Annotated in this window: 23 protein-coding genes; 10 read left to right on the forward strand and 13 right to left on the reverse strand. The window is 75.3% G+C overall.

Annotated elements, in window-relative coordinates; translation table 11 throughout:
* Positions 1-20 precede the first annotated feature (20 nt).
* On the forward strand, positions 21-323 hold the full coding sequence (locus tag AB0H83_RS12640; RefSeq protein ID WP_360091397.1) for an MTH1187 family thiamine-binding protein: 303 nt from the start codon (positions 21-23) through the stop codon (positions 321-323).
* Between the two features lie 69 nt (positions 324-392).
* Positions 393-1,052, forward strand: coding sequence for an HAD family hydrolase (locus AB0H83_RS12645; protein ID WP_360091400.1), 660 nt, complete (start codon positions 393-395; stop codon positions 1,050-1,052).
* Positions 1,053-1,195: 143 nt separating this feature from the next.
* Here the strand turns inward: AB0H83_RS12645 and AB0H83_RS12650 are convergent, their stop codons facing one another.
* On the reverse strand, positions 1,196-1,732 hold the full coding sequence (locus AB0H83_RS12650; RefSeq protein WP_360091403.1) for a winged helix-turn-helix domain-containing protein: 537 nt from the start codon (positions 1,730-1,732) through the stop codon (positions 1,196-1,198).
* Positions 1,733-1,775: 43 nt separating this feature from the next.
* Between AB0H83_RS12650 and AB0H83_RS12655 the strand changes: the two genes are divergently transcribed.
* The gene (locus tag AB0H83_RS12655; protein ID WP_360091406.1) at positions 1,776-2,522 is read left to right on the forward strand and encodes a hypothetical protein; all 747 of its coding nucleotides are present in this window, start codon (positions 1,776-1,778) and stop codon (positions 2,520-2,522) included.
* Between the two features lie 45 nt (positions 2,523-2,567).
* Here the strand turns inward: AB0H83_RS12655 and AB0H83_RS12660 are convergent, their stop codons facing one another.
* From AB0H83_RS12660 to AB0H83_RS12680, 5 genes are all read right to left on the reverse strand, one after another.
* On the reverse strand, positions 2,568-2,774 hold the full coding sequence (locus AB0H83_RS12660) for a S1 RNA-binding domain-containing protein (protein WP_360091409.1): 207 nt from the start codon (positions 2,772-2,774) through the stop codon (positions 2,568-2,570).
* Positions 2,775-2,926: 152 nt separating this feature from the next.
* Positions 2,927-3,082, reverse strand: a complete 156-nt coding sequence (locus tag AB0H83_RS12665; protein ID WP_360091412.1) for a hypothetical protein — start codon at positions 3,080-3,082, stop codon at positions 2,927-2,929.
* 105 nt (positions 3,083-3,187) lie between these two features.
* Entirely contained in the window at positions 3,188-4,432 is a 1,245-nt protein-coding gene (locus AB0H83_RS12670) for an FAD-dependent oxidoreductase (RefSeq protein ID WP_360091415.1), read from the reverse strand.
* Entirely contained in the window at positions 4,429-5,814 is a 1,386-nt protein-coding gene (locus AB0H83_RS12675) for an NAD(P)/FAD-dependent oxidoreductase (protein WP_360091418.1), read from the reverse strand. Before AB0H83_RS12675 ends, AB0H83_RS12670 begins: the two co-directional genes overlap by 4 nt.
* Complete coding sequence (locus tag AB0H83_RS12680; RefSeq protein WP_360091696.1) at positions 5,811-7,238, reverse strand: FGGY family carbohydrate kinase; 1,428 nt, start codon at positions 7,236-7,238, stop codon at positions 5,811-5,813. The genes AB0H83_RS12675 and AB0H83_RS12680 overlap by 4 nt, the downstream gene beginning before the upstream one ends.
* A 284-nt stretch (positions 7,239-7,522) precedes the next feature.
* Here AB0H83_RS12680 and AB0H83_RS12685 point away from each other — a divergent pair, with 284 nt between their 5' ends.
* Positions 7,523-8,098, forward strand: coding sequence for an HD domain-containing protein (locus AB0H83_RS12685; RefSeq protein ID WP_360091421.1), 576 nt, complete (start codon positions 7,523-7,525; stop codon positions 8,096-8,098).
* Positions 8,099-8,174: 76 nt separating this feature from the next.
* Here AB0H83_RS12685 and AB0H83_RS12690 read toward each other — a convergent pair whose 3' ends face one another.
* Together AB0H83_RS12690 and AB0H83_RS12695 are read right to left on the reverse strand one after the other, a co-directional pair.
* Entirely contained in the window at positions 8,175-8,789 is a 615-nt protein-coding gene (locus AB0H83_RS12690) for an HAD-IB family phosphatase (RefSeq protein WP_360091424.1), read from the reverse strand.
* Positions 8,790-9,184: 395 nt separating this feature from the next.
* On the reverse strand, positions 9,185-9,769 hold the full coding sequence (locus tag AB0H83_RS12695) for a dihydrofolate reductase family protein (protein WP_360091427.1): 585 nt from the start codon (positions 9,767-9,769) through the stop codon (positions 9,185-9,187).
* 290 nt (positions 9,770-10,059) lie between these two features.
* Here AB0H83_RS12695 and AB0H83_RS12700 point away from each other — a divergent pair, with 290 nt between their 5' ends.
* Complete coding sequence (locus tag AB0H83_RS12700; RefSeq protein ID WP_360091430.1) at positions 10,060-12,198, forward strand: EAL domain-containing protein; 2,139 nt, start codon at positions 10,060-10,062, stop codon at positions 12,196-12,198.
* On the opposite strand, the gene AB0H83_RS12705 is transcribed toward AB0H83_RS12700, so the two are convergent.
* A complete protein-coding gene (locus AB0H83_RS12705) occupies positions 12,181-12,825 on the reverse strand; it encodes a helix-turn-helix domain-containing protein (RefSeq protein WP_360091433.1) in 645 nt (214 codons plus the stop codon). The genes AB0H83_RS12700 and AB0H83_RS12705 overlap by 18 nt on opposite strands.
* 70 nt (positions 12,826-12,895) lie before the next feature.
* Here AB0H83_RS12705 and AB0H83_RS12710 point away from each other — a divergent pair, with 70 nt between their 5' ends.
* Entirely contained in the window at positions 12,896-14,026 is a 1,131-nt protein-coding gene (locus AB0H83_RS12710) for a hemerythrin domain-containing protein (RefSeq protein ID WP_360091436.1), read from the forward strand.
* Positions 14,027-14,068: 42 nt separating this feature from the next.
* Positions 14,069-15,271 (forward strand): MFS transporter, encoded by a 1,203-nt coding sequence (locus tag AB0H83_RS12715; RefSeq protein ID WP_360091439.1) that lies wholly within the window; start codon positions 14,069-14,071, stop codon positions 15,269-15,271.
* On the opposite strand, the gene AB0H83_RS12720 is transcribed toward AB0H83_RS12715, so the two are convergent.
* Both AB0H83_RS12720 and AB0H83_RS12725 read right to left on the reverse strand, forming a co-directional pair.
* The gene (locus AB0H83_RS12720; RefSeq protein ID WP_360091442.1) at positions 15,268-15,915 is read right to left on the reverse strand and encodes a hypothetical protein; all 648 of its coding nucleotides are present in this window, start codon (positions 15,913-15,915) and stop codon (positions 15,268-15,270) included. The two genes, AB0H83_RS12715 and AB0H83_RS12720, sit on opposite strands and share 4 nt — an antisense overlap.
* A gap of 321 nt (positions 15,916-16,236) precedes the next feature.
* The gene (locus AB0H83_RS12725; RefSeq protein ID WP_360091445.1) at positions 16,237-17,130 is read right to left on the reverse strand and encodes a hypothetical protein; all 894 of its coding nucleotides are present in this window, start codon (positions 17,128-17,130) and stop codon (positions 16,237-16,239) included.
* 52 nt (positions 17,131-17,182) lie between these two features.
* Here AB0H83_RS12725 and AB0H83_RS12730 point away from each other — a divergent pair, with 52 nt between their 5' ends.
* A complete protein-coding gene (locus AB0H83_RS12730) occupies positions 17,183-18,571 on the forward strand; it encodes an FAD-dependent oxidoreductase (protein WP_360091447.1) in 1,389 nt (462 codons plus the stop codon).
* A gap of 10 nt (positions 18,572-18,581) precedes the next feature.
* On the opposite strand, the gene AB0H83_RS12735 is transcribed toward AB0H83_RS12730, so the two are convergent.
* Both AB0H83_RS12735 and AB0H83_RS12740 read right to left on the reverse strand, forming a co-directional pair.
* A complete protein-coding gene (locus tag AB0H83_RS12735; protein ID WP_360091449.1) occupies positions 18,582-19,397 on the reverse strand; it encodes a sulfurtransferase in 816 nt (271 codons plus the stop codon).
* Between the two features lie 38 nt (positions 19,398-19,435).
* Positions 19,436-19,819 (reverse strand): hypothetical protein, encoded by a 384-nt coding sequence (locus AB0H83_RS12740; RefSeq protein ID WP_360091452.1) that lies wholly within the window; start codon positions 19,817-19,819, stop codon positions 19,436-19,438.
* Between the two features lie 143 nt (positions 19,820-19,962).
* On the opposite strand from AB0H83_RS12740, the gene AB0H83_RS12745 reads away from it, so the two are divergent.
* Positions 19,963-21,249 (forward strand): hypothetical protein, encoded by a 1,287-nt coding sequence (locus tag AB0H83_RS12745; protein WP_360091455.1) that lies wholly within the window; start codon positions 19,963-19,965, stop codon positions 21,247-21,249.
* Positions 21,246-22,220, forward strand: a complete 975-nt coding sequence (locus tag AB0H83_RS12750; RefSeq protein WP_360091458.1) for a glutamate ABC transporter substrate-binding protein — start codon at positions 21,246-21,248, stop codon at positions 22,218-22,220. Before AB0H83_RS12745 ends, AB0H83_RS12750 begins: the two co-directional genes overlap by 4 nt.

Raw genomic sequence — 22,220 nt, forward strand, 5'->3', positions numbered from 1 at the left:
TCGTGGGTAGGGTGGCTCGCATGTCGGTGCTGGTCGCATTCAGTGTCACCCCGATCGGCGAGGGCCCGGAGGTCGGTGCCCTGGTCGCCGAGGCGGTGCGGGTCGTGCGGGCCTCCGGCCTGCCCAACCGCACCGACGCCATGTTTACCACCGTCGAGGGCGAAACCTGGGACGAGGCGATGGCCGTCGTCCGCGCCGCCGTCGAGGCCGTGCACGCCAAGTCCCCCCGCACCTCCACCCTCATCAAGATCGACTGGCGCGACGGCGTCACCGGCGCCCTGGACGCGAAGGTCACCAGCGTCGAGCGCTACCTCGCTGACTGACCGCTCACTCCCCGAAGCCGCGGTAGGCGCCGTCCTCGTCCGCCGGCGGCGGCTGTTAGCGTGCCAGGCATGCCGCCGAGGTTCCTGGTCTTCGACCTGTTCCACACGCTGGTCGACGGTGCCGACGGCGAGCGGGACCGGGTCGTCGGTGAGATGGCCGGGATGGTGGGGGTCGATCCGGACGCGTTTCGGCGGGCGTACCGCGACACCTGGGACGAACGGCTCAAGCACTGGAGCGTCGAGGAGACGATCAGGATTCTGACCGGCCGGCTGGGCGTGGTCCCCTCCGACGAGGCCGTCGCGCGCGCCGCCGCGCACCGGCGGGCCCAGGCCCGTCGCGTCCTGGACCAGGTGGCGCCGGGGACGATCGAGGCGCTGGACGCGTTGCGGGCCGGTGGCGCGCGGCTCGCGCTGGTGAGCAACGCGACCGCGGAGGCGGCCGAGGCGTGGCTGGCGTGCCGGCTGGCGTCGCGGTTCGACGTCGCGGTGTTCTCCAGCGTCATCGGCGTGGGCAAGCCGGATCCGCGCATCTACCTCGCCGCGGCCGAGGCGCTCGGCGCCGCCCCGGGCGACTGCGTGTACGTCGGCGACGGCGCGGACGGCGAGCTGGCCGGCGCCGCGGCGGTCGGCATGCGGGTGGTGCGCACCGTCGAGCACAAGGACACCGATCCCACCTGGCCGGGGCCGGTCATCCAGGCCCTGCGCGACCTCGAGCACAGCCCCACGTGACCGGGCTCGTCGTCGCGTCAGCCGGACCACCGCGGTGACCGAAGTCGCGCCCCGGCCGCCTGGACGACCACGGCGCGACTTCGATCAAGCGGGCAAGATCACCAGTGAGCCGGCCGCGGCCGTGAACGTCCGTGATCAGCGTGCTAGCCGCCGCAGACGGCCTCGCCGGTGGGTGTGTGGTAGTACAGCACCGAGCGGCCCGAGCGGCGGCGGGCGATGAGCCCCGCGTCGAGCAGGACCCGCAGGTGGCCGCCGACCGAGCCGAGGCCGGCGCCGGTCAGCGCGACCAGCTGCGTCGTGCTGAGCGGCGTGGCGAGCAGGGTCAGGATGGTGGCCCGCAGCGGGCCGAGCAGGCGGGCGAGGGCGTCGGGTGGTGCGGTGCCGCCGGTCGAGGCGAGCCAGCCCGTGCACGGGTAGATGATGGAGTACGACCTGGGCGGCTCCTCCCAGCCGACCCAGCCGCGCGCGGCGGTCGTGGGGATGAACAGCAGCTCGGCGCCGGTGATGTCCAGCGGGGCGTAGTCGTACGTGTTGATCTGCAGCCGGCCGTCGCCGAGCCAGCGCATGCCGGGGCGCATGCCGTCCAGGACCGCGGCCCAGCCGCCGGTGCTGAGCCGGTCGGTGCGCGAGACGATGTCGGCCTCGAAGACCCGGCGCAGCCGCGGCCAGCCGGGGCGCACCAGGTGGGACCAGACCCAGTCGACGAGGTCGGCGGTCGGCGCGATGCAGATCGGCGGTTTCGCCGTCGGCGGCGCGCTCGTCGTGGCCGTGTCGCCGCGCGGGGCGCTGCTCGTCGGGGCGGCGCTGCAGGTGCTGTCGGCGCTCGTGGCCCGGTTCGGGCTAACCAAAAGGGCGCCGCGCGCGTCGGACCGCCCGTCGGTGCGGGCGACCTGGCGCGGCAACCGGCAGGTGTGGCAGCCGGGCGTGTACCTCGCGATGTGGGTGCCGAACGGGCTCATCGTCGGCTGCGAGGCGCTGTTCGTGCCGTACTCGCCGGCCGCGGCCAGCGTGCTGTTCGTGACCGCCGCGATCGGCATGCTCGCCGGTGACGCGATCGCCGGCCGGTTCGTGCCGCCGCGGCTGCGGTTCCGGCTCAGCGGCCCGCTGCGGTGGCTGCTCGCCGCGCCGTACCTGCTGTTCTTCCTCGAGCCGCCGCTGCCGGTCGCGGCCGCTGTGGCCGGGGTGGCGTCGATCGGGTACGGCGCGACGCTGCTGCTGCAGGACCGGCTGCTGGCCACGACGCCGGAGCCGCTGCACGGCCAGGCGCTCGGGCTGTTCGGCTCGGGGCTGCTCGCCATGCAGGCGGTCGGCGCGACGCTCGGCGGGCTGGTCGCGCAGTACGTGGCGCCGGGCACCGCGATGGGCATCCTGGCGATCGGGTCGCTGCTGGTGTCCCTCGCATTGTTCGTGGCCCGGGTCGCTCCCCGCCGCCGGCCCGTACTGGAGGCCGCGGGTGCCGTGGCGCGGTGACCAGGGGCGGGCACCCGGAGCAGTGGTCCGGGTGCCCGCCGTCGATCAGGCGAGGGCCAGGCTGGCGCGCCGGCGCTCGCTGTCCTTGTCCAGGACGCGGACCGTCACCGCGGCGCCGAGCTGCAGGCCGGTCACCCCGGGCAGCAGCCCGTCGACACCGTCGGCGAACCGGACGAACGTGCCGAACGGCACCACGCCGGACACCTCACCGACGACGACGTCGCCGATGCTGAAGTCTTCGAAGCGGGACATGCGATCACCTCCTTCCTCGGCAGGCTCCGCTCATGCGGGCGGTGCGGAAGGAGGGGCGGGCCACGGGCCCGCCGGCAGCTCAACGAACTGCCGGACGCCTTGTCTGTGCACGGCACACGGCCGACCCGGCAGTCACGTCAGGACCCTAACCGTCACGCCGGCTGGCCGGCAAGGACCCAGCGGCCCCGGCCGAGGTGCGTCGCGGCGAAGTAGACGGTGTCGCCGAGCGGGCGGCCCGCGGTCAGCCCCGCCGCGGGCGCTGACAGCACGGCGAGGGCGACGCACAGGCGGCATGCGATCGGGGACACGCGCCACCATCGGCAGGCGCGCCGCGGCCGTGAACCCTCGGCCGCGGCGACACCCCCGACCGCACCCGGCCGGCTCCCCGCGCCCGGGGCCTGAGCCGGCCGCGGCTACCGGTCCAGCGTCACGGTCACCGGGCCGCCCGCCGGGTCGGCGCCCGCCACGAGCGTGAACGGCACCCGGAACACCCGGCCCGGCGCGGCCGGCCACGGCAGGCGGGCGGCGCCGACGCGGCGGCCGTCCTGCACCGCGACGACGCGCGGGAAGGCGCGGTAGGTGGCGCACCACAGCTGCAGCCGCCCGCGCACCGGTGCCGGACCGCCCGGCCGGATCAGCTGCGGCGCGATCCAGCGCAGCGGCGCCGCGCACCGCAGCTCGACCCCGCCCGCCCCGCCGTCCGCCCCACCGGCCGCCCCGCCGGCGAGGTACGCGAGGACCGCGCCGGCGACGTGCCGGCCGTCGAGGGCGGCGGCGTCCGCGGTGTCCACGGGATGCAGCAGGTTGCCGGCCGCGAACACGCCTGGGCGGCTGGTCGCCAGGGCCGTGTCGACGCGCGGGCCGCGGGTGCCGGCGTCCAGGTCGAGCCCGCCCGTGCGGGCCAGCTCGTGCTCGGGGATCCAGTCGCCGGTGAGCACGACCGTGTCGCACGGCACCCGGTGCCGCCGCCCGGTGCGCAGGTCCTCGAGGTCGACGGAGGTGACCCGCCCGTGACCGTTGACGGCGGCGACCCGGGTGCCGGTCAGCACCGGCACGCCGAACGCGACCCGCCCCGCCCGCCGCAGCGTCGCGTGCGCGTCCGCGGTCGTCATCAGCACCGGCCGGCAGCCGGCGGCGCGCAGCGTGCGCACCGCCGACCAGCTGACCAGCTCGGCGCCGACGACGACCGCCCGGCGGCCCACGTCGCGGTGGTGCAGGTGGACGAGCTGCTGCAGCTGCCCGGTGGTGTACACGCCGTCGGGCCGGTCGCCGGGGATGTGCCGGGCCGGGCGGGGCCGTTCGCGGGCGCCGGTGGCGAGCACGACCGCGCCGGCGTGGACGACCCGCCGCCCGCGGGGCGAGGTGACCTCGAGCGACCGTTCGCAGGCCCAGCCGGTGACCATCGCCCCGGTCTCCAGACGGGCTCCGGCGGCGCGGGCGGCGGCGGTCAGGCGGCGGGCGTACCCGGGACCGGAGACGAACCGGTGCAGGTCGCGGATGCCGTACCCGAGATGGTCGCTGTGCCGCGGGATGCCGCCGGTCTCCTGCTCGCGCTCGATGAGCAGGACGCCGTCGCCGAGGTGCCGGGCGAGCGCGGCGGCGGCGGTGAGCCCGGCCGGCCCGCCGCCGACGATCGCGACCCGCACGTGCTCGTTCACCGGGCACCGCCGTGGGTCCGCATCAGCTCGCCGACCTGGGCTCCGCAGTAGAAGCCCTGGCAGCGGCCGTTCATCGCGCGGGTACGGCGGCGCAGCCCGTCCAGGTCGGCGGGCGGGATGGGGGAGCGGTACGCGTCGCGGATCTCGCCACGGGTGACCCGCTCGCAGAAGCACACGATGTGCCCGTACTCGGGGTCGGCGCCGATCGCGGCCGGGTCGCGGAACGGCCGGCCGGCGGCCTCGCCGAGGTCCGGCATCCGGGGCGGGTCCGGCAGGCCGCCGCGCGGGGTCAGGTCCAGCGCGTCACGCAGCAGCCTGGCGACGTGCTCGGCGATCGCCATCCCCGCGGTCAGCCCCGTGGAGCGGATACCGCCGACCAGCACGTACCGGTGGCCGGCGGCGACGTCGATCAGGTAGTCGTCGCGGTCGATCGCGGCGCGCAGCCCGGCGTAGGTGGCGGTGACCTCCTCCTCCAGCAGGCGCGGCATCAGCTCCCGGCCGCGCTCCAGCAGGAACGCCAGGCCCTGCGCCGACGTGCCGGTCGCGGTGCGGTCCGGCAGCTCCTCGGCGGTCGGGCCGAGCATGACGTTGCCGTAGACGGTCGGGCTGACCAGGACCCCCTTGCCGGCCTTCGACGGCACCGGCAGCACGATGCACGGCACCAGCGGCCGGGCCAGCTTGTCGAACACGTACAGCTCGCCGCGGCGCGGCGTGACGCGGAACCGTTCGTAGCCGAACAACCGGTCGACGGTGTCGGCGTGCAGGCCCGCCGCGTTGATCACCCACCGGGCGGTGACGGCGCCGCCGGTGGTGTGCAGGCGGGTGACGGCGGGCCCGACCTCGGCGCCGGTGACCCGGTGCCCGCGCAGCAGCGTCACGCCGCGGTTGACCGCGTCGACGGCCAGGGCCAGGTTCGTCGTCCACGTGCACGTGATCGACTCCCCGGGCACCGTCAGGCCGCCGAGCGCGCCGGCGCCGAGGGCGGGCACCTTTTGGTACACCTGACCGGCGTCGACCAGCTCACAGTGCGTGTACCCGTTGCGTTCCGCCTTCGCCCGCAGTGCCGGCAGCGCCCGCTGCTGCTCGCCGGTCCAGGCGACCAGCAGCGCCCCGGTCCGCTCGACCGGGATGCCGGTGGCCGCCGCGTAGTCGCCGAGCAGCGTGTACCCGCGGGCGACCAGCCGCGCCTCCAGGGTGCCGGGCGTCGCGTCGAACCCGGTGTGCAGGATCGCCGTGTTGGCCTTGCTGGTGCCGTCGCCGACGTCGTCGCGGGCCTCCAGCAGCGCGACCGACAGCGACGTGCCGCCCAGCAGCCGGGCGGTCGCGGCACCGACGATGCCGGCGCCGATGACGGCGACGTCATAGCTGTCCTGCGCCGTCACGACACGGTCCGGGACAGCGTCGCGGCGGCGGCGGTGTGCCAGCGGCCGAGATGCTCGGCGGCCCGCTCCGGTGACCAGCGCGGCTCGTACGTCGCCGCCGGCCGCCACCCGCCGGTGACCTCCGCCGCGGTGAGCGCCGGGTCGAGGGCGAGCGCCGCGCAGGCGGCGGCGCCGAGCGGGGTCGCGTGCGGCGACGGGTACACCTCCACCGGCAGCTGCGCCAGGTCGGCCTGGGCCTGCATCAGCACCCGCGAGCGGGTCAGCCCCCCGTCGACCCGCAGCGTGGTCAGCGGCGTGCCGAGGTCGTCGCCGACGAGCCCGGCCAGCGCGGCGACCTGCGCGGCGACACCCTCCAGGACGGCCCGCACGAGGTGGCCGCGGCCCGTGCTCAGCGTCATCCCGCTGAACGACGCCGTCGCGCCCGCGTCCCACCACGGCGCGGCGAGCCCGGCGAGCGCGGGCACGCACAGCACGCCGTCGCTCTGCGCCGCCGCCACCGTGTCGAGCTGGTCGGCGCCGGTGACGAGCCCGAGGTCGGTGAGCCAGCGCACCGCGGACGCGGCCGTGTACACCTGCCCGTCGACGCAGTGGTCGACACGGTCACGCAGCCGCCACGCGATGGACGTCGACAGCCCCGACCGGGACCGCGCGGCGACGCCGCCGAGCTGGGCGAGCAGGAAGGCGCCGGTGCCGTACGTGCACTTCGCCGTCCCCGCGGTCAGGCACGCCTCGGCCAGCAGCGCCGCCTGCTGATCGACGATGAGGCCGGTCACCGGCACGTCACCGCCGAACGCCCCGGTGGTGCCGACGACCGCGTCGCTGGCCACGACGTCGGGCAGCGCCTCGCCGCCGAGACCGAACACGTCCAGCAGCTCGCCGTGCCACCGGCCGGAGTCCAGGTCCAGCAGCAGCGACCGGCTCGCGGTGGACGCGTCGGTGACGAACGCGCCGCACAGCCGGTGCACCAGCCACGTGTCGGTGGTGGTGACGACCCCGTCGGTGGTGAGCCGCTCGCGGATCCAGCGCATCTTCGGCGCGGAGAAGTACGGGTCGAGGACCAGCCCTGTCAGCGCCGCCACCCGGCCGGCGGACGCAGCCCGCTCGGCGCAGACGGACTCGGCCCGCCGGTCCTGCCACACGATGGCCGGGGTGAGCGGCGCGCCGGTGGCCCGGTCCCACGCGAGGACCGTCTCGCCCTGATTGGCCAGGGCGACCGCGGCGAGCGGTACCCCTGCCTCGGCGACGGCCCGGCGCCCGGCGGTGAGCACGGAGTCGAGCATCGCCAGGGGGTCCTGCTCGACGGCGCCACCGGGCAGGTACGCGGGGCGCAGCGGCTCCTCGGCGATGGCGAGTACCGCCCCGCCGGCGCGGGTGACGATCGCCTTCGTGCCCGACGTGCCTTGGTCGATCGCGAGAATGTGCATGGCCACCGTCGCCTCCTCGACGGTGTATAGCACCTCGGGCGCCCGCCGGGCCCATCGCGGGCTCGCGGCGGGTTGGTGGCGGGCTCGCGGCGGGCTGGTGGCGGGCTCGCGGCGGGCTGGTGGCGGGCTCGCGGCGGGCTCGCGGCGGGCTGGTGGCGGGCGCCCGGCGGGAGCCCGCCGGGCTCGCGTCGGCCTCGCGGCGAAGGTGAACAGCAGGTGTTGCCGACATGAACTCCGTCTCCGGCCTGTCGGCGCCGGGCCGGGCAGGTTCTACCGTCGTGCGTATGACCACCATGGTGCGGCCCCGGGTCGACGTCGCCACCGCCCGGGACCTCGCCGAGGCCCTGCTCACGGACCTGCCGCAGCGCTGGGCGCACACCGCAGGCGTGGCCGCCCGCGCCGCCGAGCTGTGCGCCGGCCTGGACCCCGCCGACCGTGACCGGGCCGTCACCGCCGCCTGGCTGCACGACATCGGCTACGCCGGACCGGTCCGCGACACCGGCTTCCACCCCCTCGACGGCGCCCGGTTCCTGCGCCGCGCCGGCTGGACCGCCCGCATCAGCGCCCTGGTCGCCCACCACTCCGGCGCCTGCTACGTCGCGCAGGTCCGCGGCCTGCACCACGAGCTGGCCGAGTTCCCCCGCGAACAGTCCCCGGTCGCCGACGCGCTCACCTACGCCGACCAGACCGTCGGCCCCGACGGCACCCGCGTCGACGTCCACACCCGCATGGCCGAGATGCTGACCCGCCACGGAGCCACCTCCGACAACGCCCGCGTGCACCACCTGCGCGCCCCGGACATCCTCGCCACCGGCGCCCGCGTCGAACGCCGCCTCCACCTGGCCGCCCTGGCCGCCTGACCTCTCTCGGGAGGTCGGCGGTTCGAGGCCATCCTCCCCGCAGGGAGCGGCCATCCCTCCCCGACGGGAGGGCGGGTCACATGGTGGCGAGGATACGGCGGGCGACCTCGTCGATCGGGGCGGCCGGCAGGTGCAGCGTCGGGGTGAGGTCGTCGGGCAGGGCGGGGCCGACGAACACCGACGTGCCGCAGGCGCGCAGCATCGGGACGTCGCCGTGGCTGTCGCCGACCGCAGCCACCTGTTCGAGGGTCCAGCCGTGCTCGGCGGCGTACGCGGCCAGCAGCGTCGGCTTCGTGGACGGGAACACGTGACGGAAGCCGCCGCCGGTGAGGACGTCGGTGGCGATGACCGTGGCGACGCCGAGCTGCGCGGCGAAGTACGCCGCGTGCTGGGCGAACGCGAGGGACACGATGACCACGTCCAGGCCCGCGTCGCGCAGTGCGGTGATGCCCTCGGCGGCGCCTGGGGCGAGGGGTATGCCTGCGAGGGGTGCGGCGAGCCGCTCCGGTGGCCAGTCGCGCAGCAGCGCCCACACCGCGGCGCGGACCTCGATGATGGCGGCCTCGCCGCGGGCCTGTTCCCAGACCGCCATCTGCTCGGCGAACCCGTGCCGGGCGGCGGTCGCCTCCAGGCACGTCGGGCCGCGGGTGAGGGTGCCGTCGAGGTCGAAGGCGACCAGCCGCACCGTCATGCGGCGAGTCTGCCGGGCGCCGGTGCGGGTCGCCAGTGCCACGTCCGATCGCCGCCAGACGGGCGGGCGGTCGCGTTCCTCGCCGGGCCGGACGCCAGGTACATCACCGGCGCCACCGTCAACGTCGACGGCGGCTTCACCATCTGACGCCCGGCGCAGGAAGACCTGACGCCCGGCGCAGGAAGACCTGACGCCCGGCGCAGGAAGACCTGACGCCCGGCGCGGGACGACCCAAGTGAGCGCCGTCGGTGTCCGGTCAGGGATACAACGTGAGCCGGGGGGCGGCGGAAATCGCGGTGACCTGGTCGAGGGTCAGTGGCGGCGCCGAGCCGGCCAGGGCGAGAGAACCGTCGTTCCGTCGCGAGGCAGCGGCCAACGTGCCAGGACGAATCACGTCAGGCCGTTACTCGGGTGGGCCGGTATCGCAGGGCGACCGCCCCCGACCGGAACTCCTGGCGATCCACGAGCTCGAGCTGGATGCGCTCGCGCAGACCGGCGAGCAACGTCGGCCCGTGTCCGGCAAGGACCGGCTGCACAAGGAACGCGTACTCGTCGATCAGTCCCAGATCTGCCAACGCCAGGGGGAGCGTCACGCCACCCACGAACAGGCCCTCGCCTGGCTCCTGCTTGAGCCGCTGAACCGCTTGCCCCAAGTCGCCTCGCACCAGCTCGGCATTCCAATCGACCCCGCTCAGCGTGCTCGACACGACGTACTTCTTCGTCCGGTCGATGGTCTCGGCGAACGGAATCTGCCACTCACCCATCCAGTCGGGCCACGTGCCCGTGGCCGGCTGCCGCCACGCCGACTCCATCATCTCGTAGGTCACCCGGCCGAACAGCAGGGCATCGGCTCGTTCCATCTCAGCGGTCCAGTAGCGCATCGACTCCTCGTCGGGGGGCAGCCCTGCCTCGTGATGGCAGCAGCCATCGAGTGCGACGTTGATCGAGTATCGAAGTGGTCTCATCTCGTCGCTCTCCATTGATGCGCGCAGCGCGTTTTCACCGGACCGTACTCAGACTTTAGCCGTCCACCATCTGACGCCCGTCGCGGAACGACCCGAGCCCGGTCACGGGTACAGCGTCAGCCGGGGGTCGGCGGCGATCGCTTGAGCGTCACGACCAGCGTGCCGGCCACCCCGTCGACGTGGATCTCGGTGCGCAGCTCGTATTCACCCCAGTGGGACGGCCCGCGCGGCACCTCGGGTTGCCGGGTTGGTGCGACTTCGTAAACCCGGCCCCCATCCAGCCGATCTGAGCTGTGGAAGAGGGGGTGTCCGTGCCGGTCCGGGCGTATGTCTGCGTCGCTGTGGCGCTCAGTGCGGGGTACTACGTCACGCCCGATTCGCCGTTGCGGACGGTCCTGTGGACCGCGATCGCGTTCTCGACGGTGGTCGCGGTCGCGGTCGGCGTGGCCCGGCACCGTCCGGCGGGGCCGCTGCCGTGGGTGCTGACGGCCGCGGGCCTGATGTCGTACACCGCCGGGGAGGCGCTGTTCTACTGGCCGCAGCTGGTGCACAACGAGCAGCCGGTGGGGCAGTCCCTGGCCGACGTGTTCTACCTGGCGATGTACCCGCTGCTCGCGGCGGGCCTGACGATCCTGGTGCGCCGGCAGAGTCCCGGCGGCGACCGGGCGGCGCTGCTCGACGCGTCGATCATCACCGTCGGGGTGGCCCTGCTGACCTGGGTGTTCCTGATCCGGCCGTACCTCGACGGCGCCGGTGGGGCAGGCGGCTCCGTGCTCGACCGGCTCACCGCGGTCGCCTACCCGCTGGGCGACGTGCTGGTGCTGGCCGTGCTGGCCCGGCTCGGCAGTGGCCGGACGGCGCGCAGCACCTCGTTCCGGCTGCTGCTGGCGAGCCTGCTCGCGCTGCTGGCCGCCGACGGGATCTACACGTGGCAGTCGCTGCACGGGCATTTCCGGGCCGGCAGCTGGGTCGACGTCGGCTGGATCCTGTTCTACACCGGGGTCGGCTGCGCCGCGCTGCACCCGGACATGCGCCGGCTCTCGCTGCCGGTGCCGGCCGGCCCGGCGCGGCTGAGCAGCGGGCGGTTCGCGGTGCTGCTCGCCGTTGCGGCGCTGCTCATCCCGGCGGTCATCACGGTCGAGTCGACGCAGCGTGGCGAGCTCGCGGTGTACCTTGCCGCGTCGGGTGTCCTGTTCGTCCTGATCCTGATCCGTATGGCGGATCTGATGGCGGTCCTGCGGGAGGTGCAGCGGCAGCGGGCCGAGGGCCGTTTCCAGCGCCTGACCGAGCAGGTCACCGACGTGCTGTCGATCTGCGGGCGGGACGCGCGCCTGCAGTACGTGACGCCGTCGGTGACCTCCCTGCTCGGGTACCGGCCGGAGGCGCTGATCGGCACGTCCCTGCTCGACCTGGTGCACCCCGACGACCGGGACCGCGCCATGGTGCTGTTCAGCGATGCCGGGGCGGTGGCCGTGCAGACCGGCCGGATCGTGCCGCTGGAGTGCCGGCTGCGGCACGTCAACGGCCAGTACGTCATCACCGAGACCGCGGGCCGGGTCGTCGACGACGCCGACGTCGCGATGCACATGGCGAAGCGGCAGGGGCGCAACCGGTACGCCTACTTCGCCCCGAGCATGCACGCGGGCCTGCTGGAGAAGCTCGACCTCGCCGACGAGTTGCGCGGCGCCGTCGAGCGGCAGGAGCTGCTCGTGTACTACCAGCCGTTCGTCGACCTGTCCGACGGGACGGTCGTGGGCGCGGAGGCGCTCGTACGCTGGCCGCACCCGACGAAAGGGTTCATCCCGCCGGACCGGTTCATCCCCATCGCGGAGGAGAGCGGCCTGATCCTGCCGCTCGGATACGCGGTGCTGGAGGCGGCGTGCCGTCAGGCCGCGGAGTGGGCCGCCCTCTGCCCGGGGTTGAAGATCAGCGTGAACCTGTCGCCGCGGCAGGTCCAGGACCCGGCGGTCCTGCTGTACGTGCAGCAGACCCTGGCCCGCTCCGGCCTGCCGCCGCACCTGCTCACCCTGGAGATCACCGAGTCGCTGCTGCGCGAGGACGCGGAGGTCGCCCAGCACCGGCTCGGCGAGCTCAAGGCCCTCGGCGTGCAGCTCGCCGTCGACGACTTCGGCACCGGCTACTCGTCGCTGTCGCGGCTGCACGACTTCCCGATCGACGTCCTGAAGATCCCGAAGCCGTTCGTCGACGGGGTCGCCGAGGGCGCGGAGCGCTCCGCGCTGGCCCGGGCGATCCTGGATCTGGCGGCCGCGCTGGGCCTGGGCGTGGTCGCCGAGGGCGTCGAGCACCCCGAGCAGGCGCGGGAGCTGCACCGGCTCGGCTGCCCGGTCGGGCAGGGCTTCCACTTCTCCCGGCCGGTGCCGGCCCCCGACTTCGGCGCGCTGCTGACCGCGCCGGCGCCGGCGGGGTCAGGCCGACGGCAGTAGCAGGCAGGTGATGATCTCGGCCATCCAGTCGGCGACCTCCTCGTCGCTCCAGCCGAGATCGTGGGTGACGAGCCAGCCCGCCTGGTGGTTGAGCACCGTCCAGATCAGCGTCGCGCCGCGCTCGGCGGTCAGGCCCTCGCGCAGCGGGCCGCGGGCCGCGACGGCCTGGACGAGCCGGTCCATGTCGTGGCGGCGCTGCGTCTCCAGCTCCGCCCAGGTGGCGCTGATCGCCGGGTCGGTGCCGGCCGCCTGCATGAATGCGCTGCTGATCGGGGTCAGTGTGCGGGCCCGGTCGGCGACGGCGCGGGTGAACGTGCGGATCAGCGCGCGCTGGTCGTCCACGGCGAAGGCGGCGCGCAGCTCGTCGCGCTCCATGAGCGGGACGGGCCGGTCGTCGCCGGCGACCGCCTCGTCGTGGGCGCGGCGCAGCAGCTGGGCCTTGGATCCGGCCTTGTACACCGACTCGACGGCCACTCCGGCCTCGTCCGCGATGGACTGCATCGTGGTGCCGGCATAGCCGCGGTCGGCGAACAGCCGGGCCGCGGCGCGCACGATCGCGGCCCGGGTCGCCTCGGCCTGCGCCTGGCGCCGGGGCGAGCGGTACGTGCGGCTCTGTGTCGTGTCCACGATATTGACTCCATGCATGCTGGCTCGAATACAGTGTGGCTGTACCGAATATAACCGAGGAGCGAACACGATGACAGACCAGTCCGCATACCTGTTGATGCACGCCGCGATCCGGGTCGAGCTCGACCGGCTCGCCGAGTTCGCGGTGAGCCTGGCCGCCGGCCGGCGCCGGCCGGGCCCGCGCCAGCTCGCCGCGCTGCGCGACCACGTCGCCGACGTGATCGACACGATCCATCACCACCACACCGGCGAGGACGGCTTCCTGTGGCCGATGCTGCGGGAGGCGGTCGGCCCGACCGCCGAGCTGGAGGCGCTCAGCGGCGACCACGGCGAGCTCGACCCGCTGATGGACCGGATCAGGACCGCCCTGCAGCAGCTCGCCACCGGCGGCGTCGCCGGCGCCCCGGCCGGCCGGCTCGCCGAGGCGGCCGTGCAGCTGCGTGACCTCATGGTGGAGCACCTCGCCGAGGAGGAGGCCGTGGTGGTGCCGATCGTGGCGGAGCACATCAGCCCGCGGCGGCACGCCGCGATGGAGAAGGCGATGCGCAAGGCGCTGCCGATCAGGATGGGGTTCGTCCTGCCCTGGGTGATGGCCGCCGACGCCGTCCTCGCCGAGCGGGTGCTGCGCACCGGCGGGCTGCCGCTGCGGCTGATCCACGCGACCACCCGCGGCCGGTACGCCCGGCGGGTGCAGGGCGCCTACGCCGACCTCGCCCCGGCCGAGCCGGTCGTCGCGCTGAGCGCCCGGGCCGAGGTGGTCATCCCCGCCCCGCCCGGCGACGTGTACGACGCCGTCGCCGACGTCACGCGGATGGGCCGGTGGAGCCCGGAGTGCTACCGCTGCGAGTGGGACGACGCCGCGACCGCGGCCGTGCCCGGCGCCCGGTTCCGCGGCTCGAGCCGCAGCGGCATCGCCCGCTGGACCCGGGAGTGCGTCGTGATCGCGGCCGAACCCGGCGTGGAGTTCGCCTTCCGCACGCTGCGGCGCGGCCGGTACCCCGACAGCACCACGTGGCGCTTCGCGCTGACCGAGGTCCCCGGCGGCACGCGGCTGGTGCAGACGATGGCGCTCAGCGCCGGGCGCGGCATCATGGCCTTCGAGCGGATCACCGGCCGGGACCGGAAGATGCCGCACGCGATGGCCGCCACCCTGGGCCGCATCCGCGCCGACCTGTCACAGCGGACGACCGCCGCCGCCTGAGCGGGGCAGCAAACCGTACGTACGTATTGTTTAATGGCGGGCATGCTCCCCGAACCAGGACCGCTCCGCCTGCTCGCCGGCGCCACGCTCATCAACACGTTCGGCAACGGCGTGTCGATGACGTCGATCGCGCTGTTCCTCACCCGCTCGGTCGGGCTGAGCGTGCGGGAGGCCGGCCTGGCGCTCACCGTCACCGCGCTGGTGTGCCTGGTGTCGAGCGCGCCCATGGGGTACGTCGCGGACCGGCGCGGCCCACGCGGGGTCCTGCTCGCCGGGCTGCTCGCCCTCGCCGCCGGGTCGGTCGCGCTCGTCACCGTCGACGGGTTCTGGACCTACCTGCTCGTCGGGGCGCCGATGGCCGTCGCCGACGCGGCGCAGCGGGCCGCCAAGGGCGCCGTCATCGCCGGCGCGATACCCGCAGACCGGCGCGTGCACACCCGGGCGTACCTGCGCTCCGTCACCAACGTCGGGATCGCCGCCGGGGCCGCCGTCGCCGGCGTCGGCCTCGCCGTCGACACGCGGCAGGCGTACCTCGCCCTGATCCTGCTCGACGCGGCCACCTACGCGACGGCGGCGCTGGTGCTGCGCGGGCTGGCGCCGGTGCCGGCCGCGCCCGCCCGCGCCGACGGCCCGCGGCTGGTCGCGCTGCGGGACCGGCCGTTCCTGGCCTTCGTGGTGCTCGCCGGCCTGATGGCGACGCACTTCGGGCTGTTCGAGGTGGCGCTGCCGCTGTGGATCGCGCACCGCACCGACGCGCCGCGCTGGCTGATCGCGGTCGTGTTCCTGGTCAACACGACCGCGGTGGTGCTCTTCCAGGTCCGGGCCGCCCGCGGCACCGAGTCGCTGTCCGGCGCCGCCCGGGCCTCCCGGCGCGCCGGGCTGGCGCTGCTGGCCGGGTGCGCGCTGTTCGCCCTCAGCGGGCAGGCCAGCATGCCGGTGACCGTCGCCCTGCTGGTGCTCGGCTCGCTCGCGCACGTCACCGGCGAGCTGTGGCACTCGGCGGCCGGGTGGGGCATCTCGTTCGGCCTCGCCCCGGCCGACGCGCACGGCCAGTACCAGGGCGCCTATGCGATGGGCATGCAGCTGGGCCAGATGCTCGCGCCCTTCATGGTGACCAGCCTCGCCGTGGGCTGGGGCGCGCCGGGCTGGCTGCTGCTCGGCGCCGTGTTCGCGGTCCTCGGCGCCCTCGTCCCACCGGTCGTCGCCTGGGCCCGCCGCACCCGCCCCGCGCCGGCGCTCGTTTAGCAGATGCCCTTGTCGCGTGTACGGGTGATCGGGTCGCTCTGCTTGATGATCGTGCCCGGCAGCGACGGCGCGGGGTACGGCGAGCCGGTGATCTTCGACAGGGTGTCGGCGGTCTTGTCCGACACGGCGACCGCGGCGTACACGAACTGGGTGCCGCCGTCCTCATCGCCGCCGGTCACCACCCGCGAGCTGGTCCAGGTGTGGTCGGGGCCGAAGACGACGGGCTGCTCGTAGAACCAGACGGTGTCGCGCTGGTACCGCACGAAGATGAGCACCCGTCCCGTCTTCGGCGCGTCGCCGCGGCCGGTCAGGGTGTCGCACTGGTCGACGGAGGAGCGGGCGTCGAATGTGAAGGCGACCGTCGGCGGGCTCGTGCCGGGCGGTGGCGGTGGCGGTGCGACGGTGCCGGACGGGGTGACGGTCGGCGACGGCGTCACTGACGGGCTCGGCGACGGCGTGGCGGTGCCCGGGTCGGTGGTGGGCGGGCCGGCGGTCGCCGGCTGTGCTGTGGCCGACGGCGACGTCCGCGTCCCGCCGATCCCGCCGATCCAGCCGACGACCTGCGCGACATTGACGCCGAGGACCTGGACACACGCGGCGGGCCCGCCGAGCACGACGGTGACGAGGGTGGCGATCGCCGTCACCCGGGCGACGCGGTTCGTCCCGCCGCCCGCCGGCGCCGGCCCGGGCTCAGGCGGCGCGGGCGGTGCCGGTGCCGGTGGTGCGGGCGAAGGTGGTGCGGGCGAAGGTGGTGCGGGCGAAGGTGGTGCGGGTGGCTCGGGGGAGGGAGGCGTGGGTGTGGGTGGTTCCGGCGTGGGCGGCGCGGATGCCGGAGCGGGTGCAGGCGGCGGCGAGTCATCGTCGGGCGACACAGCGTGAACGCTAGGCGACGGGTGATCGCCGGCGCCACCGCCGAAAGGCCGCCCCGCACTGTGCGGACAGGGTGTCCACGGTGGACGGGCGGGTCACCCGCCGGCAGTGGCCTGCCGGGTGAGGCCGGTCAGCTCCCGGTACGCCGCGACGATCGCCCTGGTCTGCGCCGCCAGCTCGCCGGTCTCGTCGGGCGCGGCGACCGACGCCGGCACGACCCGGCCCAGCGACCGGTCCGCCCGCGCGATGGCCGCGAGCGCGGCGAGCACGGCCCGCTCGTCGCGGACCAGGTCGACGCACTCCCCGGCCAGGGTCTCCAGGGCCGCCACCCGGGCCTCGACCGCGCCGGCGAGGTCGTCCAGCGACGCGCGCACCAGCGCCCGCCGCTGCGCCAGCCCCTCGCGCAGCGGCGCCGCCGCGGGACCGGACGGCAGCCGGGCCGCGGCCCGGTCCAGCGACGCGAGCTGTTCACTCAGGCCGGCCCGGTCGTGCAGCAGCCCGGCGAGGGTCCACAGGGACCCGGCCAGTTCCCGGCGCGGCGTGGCCACCTGGACCAGGTCCCGCAGCCTCGGCCACAGCATGAGGACGGTCTGCGCGGCGCTGAACGCCCCGGCGAACACCTCCGCCTCGGCGGGGCGCAGCGCCCGGTGCCGGTCGTGCCAGCGCCGGCCGAGCGCCGAGCGGCCGTTGCGGTACCCGGCGCCGCACAGCGCCAGCCCGGCCGCGCCGATGGGAGCGCCGACGACGGGGGTGAGCAGCGCCGACAGCGCCACGGTCGCGCCCGCGACGGTCCCGGCGCCGGTCAGCAGCCGCAGGCCGTTGTTACCGGGCGGGTCGGGGCGCAGCACCGCGCGGCCGGCGGGGACCAGGTGGATGACGCCGTCGCGGCCGGTGCGGGACACGGGCCCGGCCAGGGGCGGCTCGTCGAGTGCGACGAGACAGCCGCCGGCACCGTCGAGCACGACGAACAGCAGGTCGTCCGCGGCCACCGGCACAGTGTATCGACGCCCGCGGGCTGGGGTGTGACCGTAGAGTGCGGCGATGAGCCATCCCGCGTTGCGCGACGCCGTGAGCACCCCGTTCTGGCTGGACCGGGAGCGTCCCGAGCCGCACCCGCCGCTGCGCGGCGCGGTCACCGCGGACCTGGCGGTGGTCGGCGGCGGGTTCAGCGGGCTGTGGACGGCGCTGCTGGCCAAGGAGCGCGACCCCGGCCTCGACGTGGTCGTGCTGGAGGGCCGGCGGATCGGCTGGGCGGCCACCGGGCGCAACGGTGGCTTCTGCGCAGCCAGCCTCACCCACGGGCTGCCCAACGGCGTCGAGCGGTTCCCCGATGAGATCGGCACCCTGGAGGAGCTCGGCCGGGCCAACCTGGACGGCATCGAGGCGACGCTGCGGCGGCACCGGATCGACTGCGGCTTCGAACGCACCGGCGAGCTGTCGGTGGCCACCGCGCCGTGGCAGGTCGACGGGCTGCGCGAGGGGATCGCCACCGCCCGGCGGCTGGGGCGGCGGGTCGAGTTCCTCGACCGGGACGCGATCCGCGCCGAGGTGCACGCCGCGACGTACGAGGCCGGCGTCTGGGACCGCGACGGCACCGCGATGCTCGACCCGGTGCGCCTGGCGTGGGGGCTCGCCGAGGCGTGCGCGGCGCTCGGGGTGCGCTTCCACGAGGGCACCCGGGTCACCGGGATCGACCGCGCCGGCGGCGGGCTGCGGCTGCGCACCCCGCACGGCACGGTGACCGCGGGCAAGGTGGCGCTGGGCACCGGGGCGTTCCCGTCGCCGCTGCGGCGGGTCCGGCCGTTCATCATCCCCGTGTACGACTACGCGTTGATGACCGAGCCGCTCAGCGCGGAGCAGCTCGCGTCGATCGGGTGGGCCCGGCGGCAGGGCATCGGGGACAGCGCCAACCAGTTCCACTACTACCGGCGCACCGACGACGACCGCATCCTGTGGGGCGGCTACGACGCGGTCTACTACAACGGTGGTGCCATCCGCCTCGCGTACGACCAGCGACCCGCCACGTCGGACAGGCTCGCCGCGCACTTCTTCGAGACGTTCCCGCAGCTGGCCGGGGTGCGGTTCACCCACGCGTGGGGCGGGGTGGTGGACACCTGCTCCCGCTTCTGCGCGTTCTTCGGCACCGGGCACGGCGGGCGGCTGGCCTACGCGGCCGGCTTCACCGGCCTCGGCGTCGGCGCCACCCGCTTCGGCGCGCAGGTCATGCTGGACCTGCTCGGCGGCGAGCCGACCCCGCTGACCAGTCTGCGGATGGTGCGGTCCAAGCCGGTGCCCTTCCCGCCGGAGCCGGTGCGCTCCGGCGTCATCCAGCTGACCCGGTGGTCGATCGCCCGCGCCGACCGCCACGAGGGCCGCCGCAACCTGTGGCTGCGCACCCTGGACCGGCTCGGCCTCGGCTTCGACTCCTGACCCGCCGCCGTCAGGGGCCGGTCGCCACCGGGCGGTCGGGGTCGGTGATCCAGTCGCTCCAGGATCCCGCGTACAGCCGCGGCGTGAAACCGGCCAGTTCCAGGGCGATGACCTCGTGCGCGGCGGTCACCCCCGAGCCGCAGTAGGCGGCCACCGGCCGGTCGTCGCTCACCCCGAGGGCGAGGAACCGCTCCCGGAGCCGCTCCGGCGGCAGGAACAGCCCGTCGGCGTCGCTGTTGTCGAACGTGGGCGCCGACACCGCGCCCGGGATGTGGCCGGCGACCGGGTCGAGGGGCTCGGCCTCGCCGCGGAAACGGGGGCCGAGCCGGGCGTCGAGCAGGACCCCGCCCTTGACGAACGCCGGCACCTCCTCGGCGGTGAGCAGGTCGTTGCGGGGCTCGCCGGCGGTGAAGTCGCCGGGCGGCACCGGCACCGGGTCGCCGGACTCGGTCGGCCGTCCGGCCCGGATCCAGGCGGCGATGCCGCCGTCGAGGACCCGCACGTCGCGGTGCCCCCAGTGGCGCAGCATCCACCACAGCCGGCCGGCGACGGAGGCGTCCCGGTCGTCGTAGGCGACGACCGGGGTGCCGTCGCCGACGCCGAGGCGGCGCATCGCGGCCTGGAACGCCGCGGCGGACGGCAGCGGGTGCCGGCCACCGGCGCCGGGCGGCGCGGCGAGGTCGGTGTCGAGGTCGACGAACCGGGCGCCGGGCAGGTGCGCGGCCCGGTAGCGCTCCAGCGCCGGCGGCGGCTGGGGGGACCACCGCGCGTCGAGCAGGATCGCGCCGTCCGGGACGTCCGCGACCTGAACGAGTGGACCACCCATCCGTCTACCTCCAAAGCTCGTGTCCGCAGACCCCGATCTTATGCGCAGGCGGCGTCGGAGCCGGCCACGTTCACCGCCGTCCACGCCCGCTGCACCGGGTACTCGGCGCCGCAGCTGCCGTAGAGGTCGGCGGCGGCCCGCAGGGTGTACGACCGGGCGGTGTTGCCCGGGTTGCCGGGGTCCACGTAGGGGGTGCTGGAGGTGAAGTACACGTCCAGGGCCCTGCGGGCCGGTGCGGCGGCGGGGTCGGCGGCCTCGGCGGCGGCCGGGTCGGCCGGCGGCTCGCCGGCGGCGGCCTCGGCCGGCTCGCCGGTGGTGGCGGGGGCCGTCGAGGAGGGTGCCGGCGGCGGCGCGGGCGTGCAGCCGGTCACCGCGACGGCAGCCGCCGCGGCCACGACCGTGAGGAGGCTACGAAGGGACATGGGATACAGAGCGCAGGATCCGGCCCGCCGGTTCAGCCGCGCCCGGGGGTTTGGCACGAAGCCGGGAGTTCACCCCGCATGCCTGTCAGAAGGTTGACGCAGCCGGATATGTTCGGGAATGTCATCGAGACGGGGAGATGATCTTGGCAATCGCGTGGCGTCGACTCATCCGCCGGGCCGCGACGAGCCCGGGGCGGCTCACCACGCTGACGGCCGTCGTGGTCGTGCTCGGCCTCGCCTTCGGCCTGGCCGGGGTCCTCACCGTGCGGGCCGGTGTCGGGCTGGTCCGCGACGTGACCGACCGCAGCGGCCCGCTCAGTCTGCAGGCCCAGGACATCTACCAGTCGCTGTCCGACGCCGACGCGACCGCCGCCAGCGCGTTCCTCGCCAACGGCGTCGAGCCCGCGCAGCTGCGCAAGCGCTACCTGGACGACATCGCGCGGGCCTCCTCGGCACTGACCGTCGCGTTGCGCGGCGCGGAGGGGCGCAGCGCGGCGGCACTCGGCGTGCTGGTGCGGCAGATCCCCGTCTACACCGGCCTGGTGGAGTCGGCCCGCACCTACAACCGGCAGGGCGTCCCGCTCGGCGGCGCCTACCTGCGTGAGGCGTCGGCGCTGATGCGCCAGATCATCCTGCCGGCGGCGCAGCAGCTGTTCGAGGCCGAGACGGCCCGGCTGGCCGGCGCGCAGCGGGCCGTGGCCCGGTGGCCGTGGACGGTGACCCTGCTCGGCCTGCTGCTGCTCGGCGCGTTGCTGCTGACCCAGTGGTACGTGACCCGGCTGACGAACCGGCGGCTCAACCGCGGCCTGGTCCTGGCCACCCTGGCGGCCCTGATCGCGTCCGGCTGGCTGGCGGTGGCGTCCGGCGGCGCCGCGGGGCACGTCGGCGCCGGCCGCGACGGCGGGTCCGAGCAGGTGGCGCTGCTCGCCGAGGCCCGGATCACCGCGCTGCAGGCCCGCGCCGACGAAGGGCTGACGCTGATCGCCCGCGGCGACGGCAAGGCGTTCGAGCAGGACTTCACCGTCATGATGGAGCGGCTCGCCGGCAAGGACGGCAAGGGCGGCCTGCTGCAGCGGGCGCACCAGGAGGCCCCCGACGGCGCCGCCCGGGCGGCGGTGCAGGACGCGCAGCGGCACGCGGCGGACTGGCTGGCGATCCACCGGAAGGTCCGGGACCTCGACGACGGCAGCCAGCACGCGGAGGCCGTGCGGCTCGCCACCGACGGCGCCGCCAGCGCGGCGAGCGCCGCCGGCCGGCTCGACGCGGCCCTCGCCGAGGGCATCGCCGTCGGCGGGCGGCGCTTCGACCGGGAGGCGGGCAGCGCCGGTGACGCGCTCGGCGGCGCCGACGTCGCCGTCGCGCTGCTCGCCCTCGCCGTCGCGGCGGCCGCCGCGTACGGCCTGAACCAGCGGATCGCGGAGTACCGATGAAGAAGCCCGTCGTGGTGGTGCTGGCGCTGCTCGTGCTGTCCGGCTGCGGTGCGCGGCCGGCGACCCCGGCGGTGGACAGCTCGGCCGCGGCCGCCGTGCCCCGGCCGCTCAACGTGCAGGACCCCGCGCAGGCGCCGAGCCCGCCGGCCACGCCACCGCCGGCCTGCGACCCGCGGGCCAGCCTGCGGCCGCCGGCGTCGCTGCCCGCCCCCGGCAGGATGCCGGCCGGCACCGCCATGGCGAGGATCGCCGAGCGGGGGCGGCTGATCGTCGGCATCGACCAGAATGCGTACCTGACCAGCTACCGCGACCCGGTCACCGGGCAGGTCGTCGGCTTCGAGATCGACCTGGCCCGGGAGATCGCCAGGGCCCTGCTGGGCAACCCCGACGCGATCCAGTGGCGGGCGATCACCACCGCCGACCGGATCCCGGTGCTGCAGCGGCGCGAGGTCGACATGGTGATCCGCACCATGACCGCCACGTGCGAGCGGATGCAGCAGGTCGCGTTCTCCACCGAGTACCTGACCTCGGGGCAGCGCCTGCTGGTCAACCGCGGCTCGGGGATCAAGGACTTCCCCGACCTCGCCGGGCGCAAGGTGTGCGCGACCCGGGGCAGCACCAGCATCGTCACGATCATGAACCAGCCGTCGAAGCCGGTCCCGGTCGCCACCGACAGCACCCTCGACTGCCTCGTCATGCTGCAGCAGGGGCAGGTCGACGCGGTGTCCACGATCGACGTGCTGCTGCTGGGCCTGGCCGCGCAGGACCCGGGCACCGAGGTCGTCGGCGCCCGGATCAGCGACGAGCCGTCCGGGGTCGCGATGCCGCTGGACACCCCGGAGCTGGTCCGGTTCGTCAACGGCGTGCTGGAGCGCATCCGTGCCGACGGCACCTGGACGGCCATCTACAGCCGCTGGTTCGCCGCGTACGGGCCGGTGCCGGCCGCCCCGCCGGCGAAGTACCGGGACTGA

Origin of the sequence: Dactylosporangium sp. NPDC050688 (genome assembly GCF_040654515.1) — a bacterium.
In the GTDB taxonomy this organism is placed as follows: Bacteria; Actinomycetota; Actinomycetes; order Mycobacteriales; family Micromonosporaceae; genus Dactylosporangium.